This is a genomic window from Bacillus carboniphilus, assembly GCF_020524035.2.
Taxonomy (GTDB): Bacteria; Bacillota; Bacilli; order Bacillales; family JAIVKR01; genus Bacillus_CC.
The window spans coordinates 1176893-1195602 of the sequence record NZ_CP129013.1 but is presented as its reverse complement, the minus strand read 5'-3'; the positions used below and the strand labels follow the sequence as shown (position 1 = coordinate 1195602).

Annotated in this window: 16 protein-coding genes, 1 other RNA gene and 2 pseudogenes; 15 read left to right on the top strand and 4 right to left on the bottom strand. The window is 33.7% G+C overall.

What is annotated here, in order from left to right; translation table 11 throughout:
* Positions 1-17: 17 nt before the first annotated feature.
* On the bottom strand, positions 18-1727 hold the full coding sequence (locus LC087_RS06065) for a transglycosylase domain-containing protein (protein WP_306020339.1): 1710 nt from the start codon (positions 1725-1727) through the stop codon (positions 18-20).
* A 55-nt stretch (positions 1728-1782) separates the two neighbouring features.
* A complete protein-coding gene (recU, locus tag LC087_RS06060) occupies positions 1783-2379 on the bottom strand; it encodes a Holliday junction resolvase RecU (protein ID WP_226538511.1) in 597 nt (198 codons plus the stop codon).
* 152 nt (positions 2380-2531) lie between these two features.
* Between recU and LC087_RS06055 the strand changes: the two genes are divergently transcribed.
* The 3 genes from LC087_RS06055 to LC087_RS06045 all read left to right on the top strand — a co-directional run bounded on the left by LC087_RS06055 (position 2532) and on the right by LC087_RS06045 (position 4366).
* Entirely contained in the window at positions 2532-3482 is a 951-nt protein-coding gene (locus LC087_RS06055; protein ID WP_226538510.1) for a DUF2515 family protein, read from the top strand.
* Between the two features lie 329 nt (positions 3483-3811).
* Positions 3812-3970 (top strand): hypothetical protein, encoded by a 159-nt coding sequence (locus LC087_RS06050; RefSeq protein WP_226538509.1) that lies wholly within the window; start codon positions 3812-3814, stop codon positions 3968-3970.
* A 21-nt stretch (positions 3971-3991) separates the two neighbouring features.
* A complete protein-coding gene (locus LC087_RS06045; protein WP_226538508.1) occupies positions 3992-4366 on the top strand; it encodes a YppE family protein in 375 nt (124 codons plus the stop codon).
* Positions 4367-4440: 74 nt separating this feature from the next.
* Here LC087_RS06045 and LC087_RS06040 read toward each other — a convergent pair whose 3' ends face one another.
* Positions 4441-4587, bottom strand: a complete 147-nt coding sequence (locus LC087_RS06040) for a hypothetical protein (protein ID WP_226538507.1) — start codon at positions 4585-4587, stop codon at positions 4441-4443.
* A 189-nt stretch (positions 4588-4776) separates the two neighbouring features.
* Here LC087_RS06040 and LC087_RS06035 point away from each other — a divergent pair, with 189 nt between their 5' ends.
* Entirely contained in the window at positions 4777-5157 is a 381-nt protein-coding gene (locus LC087_RS06035) for a YppG family protein (RefSeq protein ID WP_226538506.1), read from the top strand.
* 86 nt (positions 5158-5243) lie between these two features.
* Here the strand turns inward: LC087_RS06035 and LC087_RS06030 are convergent, their stop codons facing one another.
* On the bottom strand, positions 5244-5693 hold the full coding sequence (locus tag LC087_RS06030) for an Hsp20 family protein (protein WP_226538505.1): 450 nt from the start codon (positions 5691-5693) through the stop codon (positions 5244-5246).
* 564 nt (positions 5694-6257) lie between these two features.
* Here LC087_RS06030 and LC087_RS06025 point away from each other — a divergent pair.
* The 11 genes and pseudogenes from LC087_RS06025 (at position 6258) to LC087_RS05975 (ending at position 18662) form a co-directional block, all read left to right on the top strand.
* The gene (locus LC087_RS06025; RefSeq protein WP_226538504.1) at positions 6258-6812 is read left to right on the top strand and encodes an SLOG family protein; all 555 of its coding nucleotides are present in this window, start codon (positions 6258-6260) and stop codon (positions 6810-6812) included.
* A gap of 124 nt (positions 6813-6936) precedes the next feature.
* Positions 6937-7242: a cell division regulator GpsB gene (gpsB, locus tag LC087_RS06020; protein WP_226538503.1), complete on the top strand. Its 306-nt coding sequence runs from the start codon at positions 6937-6939 to the stop codon at positions 7240-7242.
* A gap of 65 nt (positions 7243-7307) precedes the next feature.
* Positions 7308-7685, top strand: an RNA gene (gene rnpB / locus LC087_RS06015) — RNase P RNA component class B.
* Between the two features lie 195 nt (positions 7686-7880).
* Entirely contained in the window at positions 7881-9011 is a 1131-nt protein-coding gene (locus LC087_RS06010; protein WP_226538502.1) for a THUMP domain-containing class I SAM-dependent RNA methyltransferase, read from the top strand.
* Between the two features lie 127 nt (positions 9012-9138).
* The gene (locus tag LC087_RS06005) at positions 9139-11064 is read left to right on the top strand and encodes an ATP-dependent DNA helicase (protein WP_226538501.1); all 1926 of its coding nucleotides are present in this window, start codon (positions 9139-9141) and stop codon (positions 11062-11064) included.
* Between the two features lie 172 nt (positions 11065-11236).
* On the top strand, positions 11237-12739 hold the full coding sequence (locus tag LC087_RS06000; RefSeq protein WP_226538500.1) for a carboxypeptidase M32: 1503 nt from the start codon (positions 11237-11239) through the stop codon (positions 12737-12739).
* A 120-nt stretch (positions 12740-12859) separates the two neighbouring features.
* A pseudogene (locus LC087_RS05995) lies at positions 12860-13955 on the top strand (type III polyketide synthase).
* Positions 13937-14462, top strand: a pseudogene (locus LC087_RS05990) (isoprenylcysteine carboxyl methyltransferase family protein). The pseudogenes LC087_RS05995 and LC087_RS05990 overlap by 19 nt, the downstream one beginning before the upstream one ends.
* 461 nt (positions 14463-14923) lie before the next feature.
* The gene (locus LC087_RS05985; protein ID WP_306020330.1) at positions 14924-17185 is read left to right on the top strand and encodes a dynamin family protein; all 2262 of its coding nucleotides are present in this window, start codon (positions 14924-14926) and stop codon (positions 17183-17185) included.
* Between the two features lie 7 nt (positions 17186-17192).
* Positions 17193-18383: a dynamin family protein gene (locus LC087_RS05980; RefSeq protein WP_306020328.1), complete on the top strand. Its 1191-nt coding sequence runs from the start codon at positions 17193-17195 to the stop codon at positions 18381-18383.
* 15 nt (positions 18384-18398) lie between these two features.
* Positions 18399-18662, top strand: coding sequence for a YpbS family protein (locus LC087_RS05975; RefSeq protein WP_226538497.1), 264 nt, complete (start codon positions 18399-18401; stop codon positions 18660-18662).
* The last annotated feature ends 48 nt before the right edge of the window (positions 18663-18710 follow it).

Sequence of the window (18710 nt, the reverse complement as noted above, 5' to 3'; positions counted from 1 at the left end):
CTACAAACCAACTATCATTATTTGAATTTGTTGTTCCTGTTTTCCCCTGCGATCTTTACTCCAGGAACTGCAGCAGCAGTTCCTGTACCACTAGTTACTACATCTTTTAGCATATCCGTAATCATAAAAGCGGTATAATCTGACATCGCTTTTGTTCCTTCTGGTTGCAGCTCCACTGTTTGCCCATCTGGAAATTCCACTGATCGGACTGTGTGTGGCTTATTATATATCCCTTCATTACCAAAAGCGGCATAGGCTCCAGCTAGTTGCATGACGGAAAGTTCGTCTCCACCGCCGATGGCATTTGCTTCAACCTCTTTTTGTAAAGGAACTCCTATGCTAGATGTGAACTCATTAACTCCTTCAAACTCCACTTCTTTAACGACTTGTTGATAAGTCTTTAGAGCAGGAATATTACGAGATTTCTTCAAGTGATAACGAATGGACTTATTACCGATGTAGCTATTATCATAGTTTGAAATTGAATCACCATTAGAATAAGTGATTTTCTCATCCGTTAAAGGGTGATAAGTTGGCCATTTTAAATATTCAATAGCTGGCCCATAATCGACGATCGGCTTCATCGTTGAACCTGGTTGGCGGTAAGTGTCTGTTGCATAGTTGAGTCCGCCCACAGGAATATTTCTCCCTCCACCTATGGCTAAAATTTCTCCTGTTTTTGTATCTAAAAGGGTAATTCCTGCTTGGAGTTCATCATCTGGAAAGGCAATAAGGTCTTCATTTAACATTTTATCAACATGATCTTGAGCTTTTGTGTCGAGTGTTGTGTTAATGGTAAGACCTGCTGTTCCTGGATCAATTCCTAGTTCTGCTTGTATTTCTTCGGAAACTTCTTCAACGAACGCGTAATATTTACTTTGTGTTTGCTCTTGCTCTACTAAAGTTTGATCGATTGATACAGCTTTTGCTTCTTCTGCTTGTTCAGCTGTGATAAAATCATTTTTTTCCATAAGTGAGAGGACGATGTCTCTTCGTTTTTTCGCATCTTCAGGGTTGTTTATTGGATTGTAAGCACTTGGATTTTTGGGGATCCCTGCAAGCATCGCCGCTTCGTGTAATTCTAGATCTTTCAATTCTTCTTCTCCATAAAACAGTTCGGCTGCTTTTGCAACTCCGTAATTGTTACCACTGTAATAAATACGGTTTAAATACATTTCGAAAATTTCTTCTTTTGAATAATTTCGTTCCACCTGGAACGAGAGCCAAAGCTCTTGAGATTTTCTTTTTAATGTCTTTTCGCTAGATAAAAAGGAGTTCTTTACAAGCTGTTGTGTAATTGTACTCGCTCCTTCTGACCCGAATCCGTTTGTGATGTTAGCGATAACGGCACCACCTAAACGAATAATATCTAATCCATGATGCTCAAAAAAACGAGTGTCTTCAGTAGCTAAAAAGGCATTTTTTAAATCATCAGGTATTTCATCGTAAGATACGTATCTCCGTTTCTCTGCCCCAATTTCCCCAATTTCATTACCATCACGGTCATAAATTTTAGAAGAAAGGTTTCCCTTTAGTAGATCCTCATTAAGTTCAGGTGCATCAGAAATATAATAGGCAAAGGTAGCGCCGCCTGCAATGATGACAACGATCGCAAGCGCGAACATGGCGAGAATAATTTTCTTTAATATAATCCATTTGCTTTTAGGCTTTTTCTTTCCTTGAGTCTTTTTTCGTTTTTCTATACGACTTTTATATTGTTCTGTCATTTCATTCCAACTCCTGTTGAAAGATAAAAATATTTGGTTGAATTTTCTATTCCCTTTAATACATATTTTTTATTACTTTAATATAATCGATTCTTGGGTGATAGCCAAGCTCTATTTTTGTTGCATTTATTCTAATCTCATCAATCGTAATAGATTTACGTCCTCCCGACAGCTTTCGTTCCCAAAATGGGAAGATCTCAATCGCTGGTAAAAAATATACTTCCTCTAAAGAGGTAAATTGAATAATCATAAATGCGATCCCGTTATGGTTAACTACAGACTCCATATGGTTAATTTGGTGTTGATGAATATTTTGCAGGGGAAACGATGTTTTATTTTTCGTTTCTTTTGCTTCAAAATCAATGTACTTCCCTTTATAAACACCGTTATAATCTGTAGTTGAGGCTTGTTTAAAATAAGCCTCCTTAATAACGGCTCTGCTTCTTTGTGGATAATGAACATCCACAATTTGGACGGGTGTAGGTTTTTTATGTATAACCGCAATATTTTCTTGTAAATAATATTGATTGGTAAGATTAATATCCTCTTCTAACGACATCCCACGATTACTATATCGATGGTTACTAGCTGGTTGTTTAGCAAGAGAGGAGTTATTTGTATATGCTTTTCCATTAGGATAATTAAAGATCATAATGATCTCACCCTCCTATACATTTCAATTCAATGAAAAGAAAATGGTTATAAAGTTGCTCTCAGGTTAAATTCACATTATAACAGAAAAAGATCTCTTTATGAATCGAATTCCTTTCTTTGGGCATGTTAGTTAAGATGAGGTGAAGGCTTATGAGTTTAGACAAAGGAAAGATCATAGAAAATATAAATAAGAAAACACAAAAACAGAACATTGACAACATTTCACGTACAGTTGCGTATGCAACATTTTATCAACAACATAAAGAAGTAAAATGGTCTTTTTTAGCCAGCATGGTTTCAAGAAATGCGGGTTGGTCAATGACCGACCTAGAAGGCATTTGGATGAGAAAAGCCTTAGATAAGTCTATTAGAACGCAATTTTTCTATTTTTACGAGAAGGCAAATTGGCTAATTTTTTCTGACGCTTACCCACAATTACTAATGTATGAATGGTCTAAGAGGTTAAGAAGTCCTATTTTTGATCTATTAAAACACTTCCATGTTTCTTCTTTCATGATAAAAGAATGGTATCATTTCTATTCGTATAAAGATGAAGAACGCTTGATGACATCCTTAATTATAAATGAACAACATCTCATTGATAAACCGGTTATAAAGCAAATGAAAAAACAAGTTATTAATAGATTTCACTTTAAACTTCAAGAGTTATTTCATTTAAGTACGGTTATTTTTCCAACTACAAATGGACAACTATATGGGTATTCTGTTCAAGATTTTTATCGTCTAAAAAAAAGAATAGAATTAGGAAAAAAGCTAGCAGCGATGTTGTTCCATCCCCAGTTGTATGTTTTCTTCTATCAATTTTCGAATTTAACTGTTCATACTGGTTCAAGGTATGATTTTGAACGTTATTTAAGTTCGAGTAGTCACAAGGAATCTCCTATGTTAAGAGCAGTCTATCCAATTGTTCCTCATTATATAGACGTTAAAAAAAGAAATTGGTTTCATCACCAATTGCTTGATCATTATTATACCCCTGTTCATATGGATAACATTAACATTATAACAGAGTGGTATTTAAAAAAGCGAAATCAAATAAGGGTAATGTGTTTATTGGAAGAGCATATTAACCACACCTAAAATAAAAGGAGAGGGTGTCAACATTTTACACCCTCTCAGTAAGTATAAAATTAAGTGGAGGGACGATTAGGTCCTTCTAATTTTTTATCACCATAACCGGGTGCAGTCTCTTCTTCTACCACTTGTTTTACTTCTTCCTTGCTTTCCTGATTATTGTTAGCCAAACCACTCACCTCCTTATGATAATTTGTGTAATTGTTCTTGAATGATACATAAGATTTTGTAAAATCACTTTTTATGACGAATTGATACTAGTTTTGTCAAGGGTAAAGGGAAATCATGTTTAAAAAAGAATCTTACTTATAGGTTTCATTTAAGGGGGAAAAGACGTGAACCAAAAAATGAGAGTCGTGTTATTAATGAGTCAACTAGAAGGAAAACTAACAAAAATTGATCACTGTTTAGCTAATAAATCTTCCAATAGAATTGATCTTTTACATGTCTACGTTTTTGAAAGGCATTCAAGTTTTTCTGCTCATTTGCTATGATTAATTTAGAGGTGAGCGTATTTGACTAATGTTTATGATATATCCATGAAGTTGAAACAGTTAGTTAATCAAGCAGAAAAAAGGTTTTTAAATGTTAAAGAAAATAAGCAGGAATTCGATTTTTATAAAACGGTTAAACCAGCAGTCGATTATGAACATGAGGTTTTAGCTGATTGGAAAAAAGAAGCCCTTAATTGGTTAGAGAATAATGAAGTTGCAAACTTATACCCTATTCAAATAGAAACGACCTTTGAACACGCAGAAAAATTGTTTGTACAATCATTTTTTTATGATGTTAGCGCTAAAAGGTGGAAAGATATGAAAGAATCAGTGGATTATGTTGTGAATCAAATTTTGCAAGAGTTTGACAATGAAGAAGGTAAAGTCTCCTTTTGAATGAAGGAGACTTATTTTAACATACACAAAAGTGCCCAAAAAACTTCGTCACTATATTGGGGCTTGTGGTTTTCTTAATTGTTTATATCCTTATTCTCTATTTTTTGATTCTGCTCAAAATTAATATCCGTTTCTATTCTTTTTGGATGCTTACTTTGAACATTAGACTGATTTTTTTCATTTGATTTTGTTTTATGTTTAAAGTGCTGACCTCTACTCAAACCTAATCCCTCCTTGCTATTTATGCTTTGTTTAATCAACATTAATTATGTGTATCTTTTTAGAATGCATTAAGTAATTTATAAGAGAACCAAAAGATCGTATGAGGCTTTATTTCTTATCAGATAAAGGGACATTTTTGAAGTGAATACATATGATAATCTAGGCATATCTTCTAGGAGGTACTACAAATGAACAGACAACCACGATCTGGAGGTTATCCTTATTATCAACAACCGTCTCATCCACAATGGTATGGGAATCAACAAGCTTACTATCCTAATTTTCCGCAGCAAACTCAAATGAATCCCAATCCTTATCCAACCCAGCAAAATTATTTTTATCCAACAGCACTTCAAGGTCAATCTCCATACCAAGCTGCTAACCCTTATCCCCGCCCACTCCCTTATTCGCCTGCAAAAAATGGAGGTTTTAACACAGTTCTTTCTCAGTTTAAAAACAAGGAAGGAAATCTTGATTACAATAAGATGATGAATACGGCAGGGCAAATGGTGAATACCATGAATCAAGTGGGATCTTTAGTTAAAGGATTTGGGTCAATTTTCAAATAGAAAAACAGAATCCCTGAATAATGGGGATTCTGTTTTTTACGTGTGTTCGATTGATCACCTTTTTTTGCATTGAAACAGTGAGGGTATTATTTAATTGGAACTGTTATTGTTAAAATATCTAATTCATGATTAATACTTAATTCTTGGTCGCGTACTTCACTAGGTAAATAAAAAGTTTTTGCAATTTTCCCCATCGAACTAAAGCTATTGATAAATGTCCCATCATGGTTCTTTTGTTTCATTGTTTCATTATGTTCAATTGAAATGGTCAAGTATTGATAATATAAATCAATAAATATTTGGTCTTTTTTAATGTTAGGTAAGTGAGCTTTTATTATATACTGCGTTTCTGTTTGAAAATCCTCAAAGAAGATATTTGGAAATGGACTTGCTTGTTCAAATAATTGTTCAATTTCCTGAAAAATTGATTTTAAGGGAGATTCATATATCCACTCACGCATTTCTCTTTCAAACTGATCTAAAGAAAGATTGCCGTAAGGTAAGTTAGTATTATTTCTTTTTTCTAAATTTGACATTTAGCACTCCTCCTTTATGTTGCATTTCATATCATCATAGCCTATGCTTTAAATAATTATTTGGTTACTGTTGTGTGAATTATAAAGATAGATGCATATCGGCGATGAATTTCACTTTGTGTGTGTTTTAAGTTTATTTATTCCAAACGTCATGTCTAATTACCTATCTTCTTTCTATGTTTGAAACGATTCAGCTTTTAAATATATGACTATTTCAGGAAATTGCTCTAATCATCATGACAAATGGTGTTAGTCGTGATAGATTTAAATCATTGAAAAGACTGATAGGAGAATGGAGATGTACAAGGGTATTTTATTTCTCTTCTTTTTCGTTATTTGCTTAACGTTGATTTTATTTACTAATTTCAAAGAGTCTCTCTTTGCATTACCTTTATGAGTACCACAATTCCTCTAGTCATCAGCATAATAAGTTGATGATTAGAGGAGTTATTTATATAATGATAAAGTGTAGTTGTTATTGAAGGTTACGAAATAATTGAGAAGACGGTTTACTTACTACCTACAAAGGGCCTGTATGTACGTCTAAATGGGTGACTATAGTCTATGAAAGTTGTTTCATTAACTGGTTATAAACATTTTGAACTTGGAATATATAATCAAAAAGATTTTGCGATCCAATGTATAAAAGATGCATTGAAGAAAAAACTTATTCCACTTATTGAAGATGGGCTTGAGTGGGTCCTTCTTTCTGGACACCCAGGTGTGGAGCTTTGGGGAGCAGAAGTTGTTTTAGCTTTAAAGGATTTTTATCCTCAATTAAAACTTGCTGTCGTTCCAGCTTTTTTATTCCAACATGAAAATTGGAAGGAAGAAACAAAAGGTGCCTACGAAAAAGTGGTTTCACAAGCCGATTTTCATCAAAGTGTAACAAACAAAGGTTATGAGAGTCCTGAACAATATCGATTAAAAAACATGTTCTTAACATCGAAAAGTGAAGGGTTAATCATTGTATTTGACGAAGAAAAGACTGGATCACCTAAATATCAATATGAAATGGCATTGAAAAAGCAACAACAACAGCCTTATGAGATTATTCGTATTGGTTTTGATGATCTACAAGAGATTGCAGATGAATATAATAACAATAACTATGTGTGAAAAACGGCAATCTACCCTCTACTTATTTTTACAATAATAAACCCTTATATAAAGGAAAATTGACTTTTTTATAGAACTTTGAAAAAATAAATAGTGAGAACTCTCATTTAAGAGGTGAAAGTATATGCTTTCTGATAAGATAAAATTAACAGCGAAAGAAATTCTTGAGAAAGAATTTAAAACAACCATGCGAGGCTATAAACAAGAAGATGTTGATAAATATTTAGACGATATAATTAAAGACTACGAAACGTTTCATCAAGTCATTGAAGATTTACAACAAGAAAATTTAAAATTAAAAAAGCAAGCAGAGGAGTTATATAAAAAAACAGCTTCGACTCCTTCACAAGCTGGTACGACAAACTTCGATATTTTAAAAAGGCTCTCCAATTTAGAAAAACATGTATTTGGAAGTAAGCTTTACGATTAATACCATAAAAAAGATTTGCTTGTTTCTTTAAAATTAATTATACTACATAGTGTGGATAGGAAATGACATTCGGGTAATCGCTATAAGTTTTTACTTATAGAGGAAAGTCCATGCTCGCACAAGCTGAGATGCTTGTAGTGTTCGTGCTTAGCGAAGTCATAAGCTAAGGTAGCTTGGAAAAGCTAACGGCAGGGAAACCACCTAAGTCCTTTGATATGGTGGAACTACTTATAATGTGCCACAGTGACGAAGTCCTTTAAGAAATTAAAGGAGTGGAACGAGGTAAACCCCTCGAGCGAGAAACCCAAATTTAGGTAGGGGCACTTTCCTGGAGGAAATGAACAAAGGGAAAGACAGATTATATCTGTAGATAGATGATTACCACTTCTGTACGAGGTGCAATTCCGTTATGAGTACAGAAGAACAAAACATGGCTTACAGAATGTTATTAAGAGATCCGCTAAAGATGCTAAAGCCTTCTTTATATGTAAACGAAGGCTTTTTACTATGTTTAAAAGTCATTGAAGTATAATTTGTATTAGACTTGAGAAAATCTAAAACGTAAACGTTGCCTTTTGTTACAAGAAAGGTTTTTGATAAAATAAACACTTGAAGTATGGTGAAAGTTAGGTGTAAACATGAACAAATTTAAAATAATTGCAACCTGTGCAATGGGGCTTGAAGCAATCGTTGCCAAAGAGGTAAGAGCTTTAGGGTACGATTGTCAAGTGGATAATGGAAAAGTCATCGTACAAGGAGACCAAAAAGCCATTGTTAGAATGAACCTTTGGTTAAGATGTGCAGATAGAATAAAAGTCGAAATTGGTCAATTTAGTGCATTGTCTTTTGATGAGTTATTTGAAAGGACAAAAGAACTACCTTGGGAGCTGTATATAGGTACAAACGGAAAATTTCCTGTTATCGGAAAATCCGTTAAATCTCAATTATCGAGTGTCCCCGATTGTCAAAGGATTGTAAAAAAAGCTATTGTTGAACGTATTAAGCTCTATAGATCAGAAGGAGCAGATTGGGTAGAAGAAAGTGGTCCCACATACCCTATAGAAGTGGCTTTACTAAAAGATAAAGCGACAATATTAATGGACACTAGTGGATCAGGTTTACATAAACGCGGCTTCAGGTTAGATCAAGGAGAAGCTCCAATAAAAGAGACTTTAGCAGCAGCGCTTGTTCAACTTACTAATTGGACACCAGATAAACCTTTTATTGATCCATGTTGCGGTTCTGGAACGATTGTTTTGGAGGCTGCATTGATTGGACAAAATATTGCTCCAGGCTTTAATCGTGAATTTATTAGTGAACAATGGCAGTGGATGGATCAAGGAATTTGGAATGAGTCTAGGCAAGAAGTTGAAGATCTAGCGAACTATGATCAACCTTTACAAATAATAGGATCTGATATTGATCATAAAATGATTCAGATTGCAAAAGGGAACGCGCAAGAAGCAGGTTTTTCTGATCTTATTTCCTTTAAACAAATGCAACTAAAGGATTTGCGAGTGAATACTTTGAATGGCGTCATTGTCACAAACCCTCCATATGGAGAGAGGTTAGGGGATAAGCCCGAAGTAGAGCAATTATATCGAGATATGGGAGAAGTTTTTTCTCCACTTGACACTTGGTCAATCTATATATTAACTTCGCATCCTCATTTTGAACAACTTTATGGAAAAAAAGCGACAAAGAAAAGAAAGTTATTCAATGGGTTTATTAAAACAGATTATTACCAATTTTGGGGTAATAAAAAATAAAATGATTTACTTCTCAGTACTAAACATTCTTGTACTGAGTTGTTTTATGTTTCTCTCCTGAATGTTTGTTTAAATACTAAAGAGAGATGATATAATCGTTTATTGATAAAGGGGGGAGAACAAGCCTATGTTAGGAGCGAAATTGCCTTTTTCACTATCTAAAGATGAAAGCTTTTATGAGGCATTAAATGGTTGGATTGGAGATGTTCTTTACGATATTCTTCCTGAGCATGGCTTTGAAATAAGAGATGAGCAAGTGTACATGGCATTTCAGTTAGACCGAGCTTTTAAAGATAAACAAGTGATTTTTGCCGAAGCTGGAGTAGGAACAGGAAAAACGATTGTTTATTTGTTATATTCACTATGCTATGCAAGGTATTCGGGTAAACCAGCTATTATTACTTGTGCAGATGAAACACTTATTGAGCAGCTTGTGAAAAAACAAGGAGATATAGCTAAATTAGAAGAAATATTAAATATTAACATGGATGTTCGCTTAGCGAAGTCTTCATCAAATTATTTATGTCTAAATAAATTAGATGGGCAAATGGATCAAAATGATCATTTTGGTGAGATATACAACGGTCTTCCAACGTTTGTTGAGGATACGAAAGGAATGCAAAGCTTTTTTCATTATGGGGATCGAAAACAATATCCTCACTTAAATGATGATCAGTGGGAACAGATTAATTGGGATCGTTTTCAAGATTGCTTTTCATGTCCTAAACGTCATCGTTGTGGATTAACGTTAACAAGAGACTATTATCGAAATGCAACTGATTTTATTATATGTTCACATGACTTTTATATGGAGCATATATGGACTGAAGAAGCACGGAAACGAGAAGGTCAATTGCCATTATTGCCAAAACATAGTTGCGTGGTTTTTGATGAAGGTCATTTGTTAGAATATGCAGCGCAAAAAGCATTAACCTATAAAGTTAAAAAGAACACACTCCATTTTTATTTAGAGAAACTGCTCACAAATGACATGAGAGAACAAACATCACTTTTGATTGAAGAGGTCATTGTGAATAACGACCAATTTTTTTATGAAATAAAGAATCATCATGAAAGAGTTGAAGGGTCTAATCGTCTCAAAATTATAAAAAACAAAGACCTTTTATTCTCTGCTAGGCAATTGTTAAGCAATGTAGAAAGGTTAACGGAGGCTTTAGTTTTTGAAAGTGAAATGTACGCAATTGATCATTATGATTTAAGGATTGTTGAGGAGTATTTAGAACAACTTCAGTACAGTTTTCATCTTTTTCTTAACGATCAAAAAGCCATTTATTGGGGAGAAGAAGATGGAGATGAGCAAGTATTCATCGTTATGCCTAAAAAAGTTGAAGATACATTAAAAAAGGAACTGTTCTCGATTAAAAAACCTTATATTTTCTCCTCAGCTACGATGACTAGTCACAATGGAGATTTTGATTATTTAGCGAAAAGCTTAGGGATAGAAGATTACCTATCGTTTTCTGTAAATTCACCATTTGCCTATGATCAGCAAATGAAAGCGACAGCACTATACTCAAAAGATTCGACGTGGGAACCGTCCAAGCAAAGAGAAATTGTGAATGATCTTCTTCTAGAGAACCAAGGAGCCACCCTTATTTTATTTCGAGCAGAAGAAGAATTGCAGCAATTCAAGCGATATTTTAAGCATAAAAACAACATTCTTTTTGAAGGTGATCAAGAAATTAGTGAATTAGTAAGCCAATTTCAAAAACAAAAGGAGACAACTTTATGTGCAGTACATTTATGGGAAGGATTAGATATTCCAGGGCAGGCATTGACACAAGTTATTATTTGGTCGTTACCTTTTCCTTCTAATGACCCAGTTTTTGAAGCAAAACGCGCTGATAGTAATGACCCTTATGTTGAAGTAGACCTTCCATATATGACACTCCGATTGAAGCAAGGCATCGGAAGGTTGATAAGAACAAGTGCTGATAGTGGAAAAGTGTTTATTTTCGTTGATCGCAAAGAAGCTAAAAGGATAAAAGAAAAAATACAAAATGTGGTTCCAACCAGTTTGCATGAAAAGTAAGCAAGAACCATACAAAAGAGGGGGAATTCAAACCAGTAATGAGCTGGCTAATTGATTTTTCCCTTTGATGAACAAATTGACTTTATCCGATATTTCTATTAATCTTGTAAGTGAATCGTCTTTTATATTTCGTAATGCGAAATGATTGATTAAGAAGGGAGTGAGGTCGTTAATGGAAGCGACTGAACAAAAGTTTTTAAGTTTTATACAAAAGATGCAAAGTTACAATGAAGCAATTTCACTTATGTTTTGGGATCTTCGCACAGGTGCACCAAAAAAAGCTGTTGAAGGTCGATCCCAAGTGATTGGTAATTTGTCTTCAGAAGTCTTTGAAATGTCTACTTCAGAGGAAATGGAATCTTACATAACAGAACTAATAAAACCTGAAAACTTTGAAACTCTTTCAGAAGTGACACAAAAATCATTAGTAGAATGCAAGAAGGAATTCGATCGCAATAAGAAAATACCAGCAGAAGAGTATAAAGAATATGTCATCTTACAATCAAAGGCAGAAGCCGTTTGGGAAGAGGCAAAAGAAAAGTCAGATTTTTCACTATTTGCTCCTTTTCTTCAAAAACTTGTCGAGTTTAACCAAAAGTTTGTTGAATATTGGGGTTATGAAGGGAATAAATATAATACTCTTTTAGATATTTACGAGCCAGGTATTACGGTTGATATTCTTGATGACGTGTTTCATCAATTGAGAGAACGAATTGTACCATTAGTACATAAAATTTCTGAAGCAAAGGCTCCAAAAACGGACTTTCTGTTCGAAACATTTTCAAAAGAAAAGCAAAGAGAATTTTCTATGCAAATTTTAAAACAGTTAGGCTATGATTTTGAAGCAGGCCGATTAGATGAAACGGTGCATCCATTTGCTATTTCGTTAAATCGCCAAGATGTGAGAATTACAACGAAATATGACGAGAACGATTTCCGTACTTCTGTTTTTGGAACGATTCACGAATGTGGTCATGCCGTTTATGAACAAAACATTTCAGAAAAACTCGAAGGAACGCCTTTAGCGGATGGAACATCCATGGGGATTCACGAATCACAATCTCTATTCTTTGAAAACTTTATCGGTAGACATTATGGATTCTGGAAAAAAAATTATCAACTATTTAAAGAATATGCACCAAAGGCATTTACAGATGTGTCTTTAGATGATTATTATAAAGCCATTAACGAATCAAAGCCTTCTCTTATTCGTATTGAAGCGGATGAATTAACGTATCCTCTGCATATTATGATTCGCTATGAAATTGAAAAAGCGCTGATTAATGGAGAAGTAGCAGTGGAAAATCTACCGAAAATATGGAATGAAAAATATGAAGAATATTTAGGGGTTACTCCGAAAAATGATGCAGAAGGTGTATTGCAAGATGTTCATTGGTCTGGTGGAAGCTTCGGGTATTTCCCATCGTATGCACTAGGATATATGTATGCAGCTCAATTTAAGCATAAAATGCTTGAAGATTTACCCAACTACGATGAATTGATGGAGAACGGTGACTATATAAAAGTGAAAGAATGGTTAACGAACAACATTCACCAATTTGGAAAACTGAAAAAACCGCTTGAAATTCTTCAAGATGTAACGGGTGAATCATTAAACGCTCAGTTTTTAATTGATTACCTTGAAGATAAGTATTCACGTATTTATGGTTTATAATATAACGGTTATGTCGAGTAGGGAAGCTTTCATCTCTACTCGATTTTTTTTATGCATAAATTAGTAATTTTTCGGGTAATTTACGAAATATTAATTTGGTACCAGAAAGGAAAATAAGCTGTGCCTAATATTGTTTCTGTAGGAATTTCACCACCAAAATATAGAGTTAATCAAGAAGAGGCAATGGAATTTACTAAAATGATGTTTAGCTCTTCTTTCTCTGATATTGATCGGTTATTAAAAATTTTTCATAACGGTGAAATAGACAAACGCCATTTTGTCATGCCGATAAGCTGGTATAAGGAGAAACGTTCTTTTGCAGAAAAAAACGATCTTTTTATTAAGGCTGCAACAGATCTTAGTGTTTCTTCAGTTAGCAGCTGTTTAAAAAATAAACGAGTCTTTAAAGAAGAAATTGCTGTTGAACAAATTGATGCCATTTTTTTTTTATCACCTCAACGGGACTTTCCACACCCACGATTGATGCGAAAATTATTAATCAACTATCTTTTAAATCTAAAACGGCTCGTATTCCTATATGGGGCTTAGGATGTGCTGGAGGAGTAGCAGGTCTTTCTAGAGCGATCGAATATACGAAAGCTTTTCCAAAACGAAATGTGCTTGTTATAGCTGTTGAATTATGTAGTTTAACCTTTCAACGTTCAGATGTGAGTAAGGCAAATTTGATTGGTACTTCTTTGTTTGCAGACGGAGCGCTTGTACGTTAGTCGTTGGTGATGAAAGTACCATTCTCAATCAATTAAAACATTCTTTTGTCATGCAATCGATTGATCATCAAACAACGTTATTGACAGATTCAGAAGATGTCATGGGTTGGAATATAAAAGATGATGGTCTGTATGTTGTTTTCTCTCGTCATATTCCGTCAATCATTCAAAAGTGGTTAAAGCCAAATGTTGAAACCTTTCTTACTCATAATGAAGTTAGATTAGATAAGATCAACCATTTTATTGCTCACCCTGGAGGTAAGAAGGTATTGGATGCATATGAACAGTCACTGCATATGGATACTCAAAAACTTATTTATTCTAAACGAGTTTTGAAGAATTACGGGAACATGTCATCTGCAACGGTCATGTATGTGTTAAAAGAATATATTGAAGCTGAGATTGAAGAAGATTATGGGCTTATAGCAGCTCTCGGTCCAGGGTTTAGTTCTGAAATGATTTTGGTGAAATGGGAGGAGGTATCTTGATTGGTTTTGTCATTCTTTTTCTCTTTATTTTACAGAGGATTATTGAATTAGGTATTGCTAGAAAAAATGAACAATATTTAAAGGGAAAAGGTGCGATAGAATTTGGAGAAAATCATTATCCTTTCATTGTGGCACTTCATATTTTGTTTTTTTTCTCCCCTCTTTGCTGAAGTTATTTTTTTTAATAAAAACCTTACTACTTACTGGTGGTTGATCTTCTTTATTTTACTATTTGTTCAAGTTATTCGATATTGGGCCATACTTTCATTAAAGAAATATTGGAATACAAAAATTATTGTATTACCCGGTGCAAGAAGGGTTCAAGTCGGTCCGTATAAATATCTTAAACATCCTAACTATGTTGTCGTTGCTCTTGAAATATTACTCATTCCTCTTTTATATGGTGCAGTTTTTACGGCTGTGTTATTTTCGGTCTTAAATGCGATCATCATGGTGGTACGAATTAACGAAGAGGAGAGGGTGTTACAAAAATATAGTATTGAGTAGATGTCCTAATTCTGGATAAGATAGGGGCATAAAATTTTCATAATTCATATTGAAAATGATTATCGTTACTGGTAAAATAAAAGTGAGATGAAAATGATTATCATTAATAATAAATAGATCATCCTCTTAAAAGGTTGGTGAAGAACAATGATGATGGTTTTAATAACCGGTACGGTAGTCACATACAGTGTCCTCATTGGATATGTTTTGAAGCGTGTAGAAGCAACAAGATAGTTCAATAATACAGGTGAACTGTGTAGAATGGCGTCACCATTAATTACTAGCTTAAACGTAAGGATTTTTATTATGTTCTAAATATCGTTTTTACATATATAACAGTGATACTTGAACCAATTTATGAAGACATAGATTGGTTTTTTGTTTTTGTGATAACGTATACCCATTCGTTTCATATTTATGTACAATTGGATTATTGACTGTAAGACAAAGGGGTAAAAATAATGAAAGTAAATCAATTGAAAATGGAAATACTATCTATATTCGAAAACATTAAGGATCAATTAAGTCAATCGGAGAGAAATAAGTGGCTTTATTTAAGTGAAAAAGTTGAGAGTGGAAAAATATATATAGCTTTTACTGGACATTTCTCAGCGGGGAAATCCTCGATTTTAAACGCTCTTGTACTTGGAGAAATATTGCCATCAAGTCCTGTACCAACAAGTTCGACCATTGTTATGCTCGGTAAAGGTAACAATATGGTAGAAGCCACAACAAAGGATGGGGAAATATACAGATGGATTGAAGGCATTCAGCCGAAGCAGATTCAACTATTGTGTAAAGGAGAAGAGGTTGAAAAAGTAAAGATCTCAAGTGATGATTTTAATCTAAAAGAAAATCTAATGTTGTTAGATACACCTGGAATTGACTCAACGGATACGTGGCATCAAGAAAGAACTAATAATGCCCTCTATTTAGCCGATGCAATCTTCTATGTTACCGACTACCATCATGTTCAATCAGAGCAAAACATACAGTTCATTAAAAATCAAATCAATAAAGGAAAAAATATTTTCTTAATCGTAAACCAAATTGATAAGCATAATGAAAAGGAGATATCTTGGTCTGAATACGAAAAAAGAATCCAAGGGACATTTATACCAATTGGATTAAAGCAAGAGAATATTTTGTTTACTTCTATATATAATGACGAACTAGAGAATGATCTTTATCGACTTTTACATAATATTAAGCGTAGTTCAATAAAAGAGAGTATTGATTCCTTATTGGATGATTGGCAAGAGGAACAAATCCATTTAGTGAGAGAGGATTTAAAAACTTCTCTTGAGGATATTAAGAAACTACCCTCATTGCATCAAGAAAGAAAGCAAGTAGAGAAACAGCTTAATATTATTGCATCAGAAGGGTTAAACAAAATTGGAGAGCTAAGAAAATCCATTCAATCGATCATAAGTAATGCCAATCTAACTCCTTTTCATATACGTGAGTCCATTGAAAACTTTATAGAAGTGAAACAGGATACCTTTAAAAAAGGGTTTGTTTTCTCTAAAAAGAAAACGGAACAAACAAAGAAACAGCGTATTCAAGAATTAATCACGCAATTTCAAAAGCAATTAGATGCTGAATTGAATTGGCACTTAAGAGAGGAGCTCAAATCTTTTTATGATCAAAACCAATTATCTGATCCAACCATTTTGAAAGAAATGAACGAATTTCAGCTTTGTCTGGACAGTGATGATTTTGAAAGAGTATTAAAAGAAGGAGCACTTCTTAATAATGAATATGTTTTGCAATACGGGGCAGATTTAAAAAACTATGTTTCAAGAATGGTCAAGTCTTCACTAGATCCAATGTTAAATCATATAGAAGATGAATTTGAGACAAGAAATCGTATAAATATAGATGAAAAATCGGCAATCATTATTGAACTGACAGAAAAGATTGAACGTCTAACAGAGGTTAAGGAACGCGTGAACAACATTAAGCAGAAAAGGGAACAACTTTTGCAGATTGATGGGTCACATTCCTCTTTAAAAGATGATCATAACGTTTATTACATGAAAAAAGATGAATGGCCTTTTCAAATAAAACAAAAAGGACAAACAAAGACAAAACAAATCGGACGTAAAAAGAAAATGCCTCGGTTAAAAGAGCCAGATCAGTTCCTTTTACAGGCGAGTGTTGAAGTTCAGAAGATTGATGGCTTTGAAAATGAAGCGAACAAGCTCCAAAATAGAGCAAAAAGTGTTAAAAATAAAACATTTACGGTCGCATTATTTGGAGCGTTTAGCGCAGGAAAATCAAGTTTTGCAAACGCATGGATTAAGGATAATATTTTTCCAAGTTCACCTACACCAACAACAGCCGTCATCACAAAATTAACAAGGCCGAATTCTATCTTTATGCATAAGCAAGTTGTCATTTCCTATAAGACAAGAGAAAACTTTCAAAAAGAAATTCATCGTTTTTTAAACGAACATGGATATAGAGATGTCGAAATAGAAGAAGGCTTAATACAATTATCGAAGAACGGTTCGATATCAGTGAAGGAAAGAGCATCAGTCTATAAAAGTGGCTTGTCTTTATTAGAAAAGAAGAAGAAACAGCAGGTAATCTCAATAGACCAATTACAAACATATGCAGTAAAAGAAGAAGAAGCTGTTATTATAGAAGAAATTGTTATTTATTATGACTGCTCTTTAACAAGAAGTGGTGTAACAATTGTAGATACACCAGGAGCTTAGCAGCTCAATGAACCAACGTCACACAGAACTCGCGTTTCAATATATAAAAGAATCAGATGCGATTATATACTTAACGTACTATAATCATCCATTCTCCATTGCGGATCAACAGTTTATTGAACAATTAAAGAGAACCAAGGATACATTTACTTTAAATAAAAATTTCTTTATTGTTAATGCGATCGACTTAGCCAAAAATGAAGTTGAAAGGCAGGAAGTAACTGATTATGTTTCAAATCGGTTAGCACAATTTCAGTTACAAAATAGATTATTTGCATTATCTAGTAAGAAAGAACAAGACCAGCAAACAGATGAGTTTCAAGAGTTTCGAGATCAATTCTCTTATTTTTTAGAGCATGATGTAAGTTCTCTATTAGTGAATACTGGACTGCAGGACATAACGTCCATCATTCATCTCATGAAAGAAAAAATATCATTGCAAACATTATCTGAAAAAGAAAGAAAAGAGACAATTGATAAATGGAGCATTCATTATAAAAGATTGGTACAAAAAATGGATGGAGTCGATTCTCAAGTTAGCTATTTAGCTGTTACACAAGAAATTGAGCAATTACTTCATTATGTTGAAAAGCGTTTATCGATGAAAATAAGTGATTTTTTTAAGGAATGCTATCATCCTGGGCAATTTGTTAATCAACAAGAGTCGATGCTAGATTGTTTACTTTCTTGTTTTGAACAATTTGTGAACTTAATGGAAGTAGAAATTTTCAATGAATTGTCGATAACGACTGTAAGGATTGAAAATTATATAAAGAAAGTGATATATAGCCATATACCTTCTTCCGACCATGTTCACTTAGAAGATCTATTGATTGAGGAAAAGTATGTTCATGTAAATTTGCAAGAGTGGCTAACTTTTGATCCTAATAAAATTCATGCTCCTTATAAGAGTGTTAAACAATTTATCGAAAAAGAGCGTAAAGAGCAGCTTTTAGAATATTTTCAGGTTAAGCTCTCAGAAACCTTTGAGAGAATGGCAAAGGAATATTTACTGGACTGGACAAAATACTATCAAGAAGCTTATAATAATGCACTGCAACAAGTGAAGAAAGATTATGCAGAGCAAACAACAAACTATTTAGATCAATTAACCTCCACGATTAATGAAAAAGATTTAACAGTCTATCAAAAAGTAGTTGAGAATTTAGAAGAGATCAAAAGGCAGTTAGCTCAATAGAAAGTAGGAAAAAATATGAGTGAAGTACACAAAGAGATAACAAAGCATAGCAATAGTCAACATCAACATGTGAAGAGCTTTCTTCATCTGGAGCAATTAAGAGAAACATTGATTGATGAAGCAGTAAGCTTATGTAGACAAAATAAACCATTCGATGTACAAAAAATTAATCAAGTTACAAAAGAAATGAATCACCTATCCCAAAGAGGGATTGTTCCGACAAGGAAAATGGTGACGCCAGAAATGGTGCACGAATATGTGAAAAAGAAGTTCCTCTGAATGAATGACCATGAATTGCACACGATAAAAGTGTTCGTTTAAAAAGTG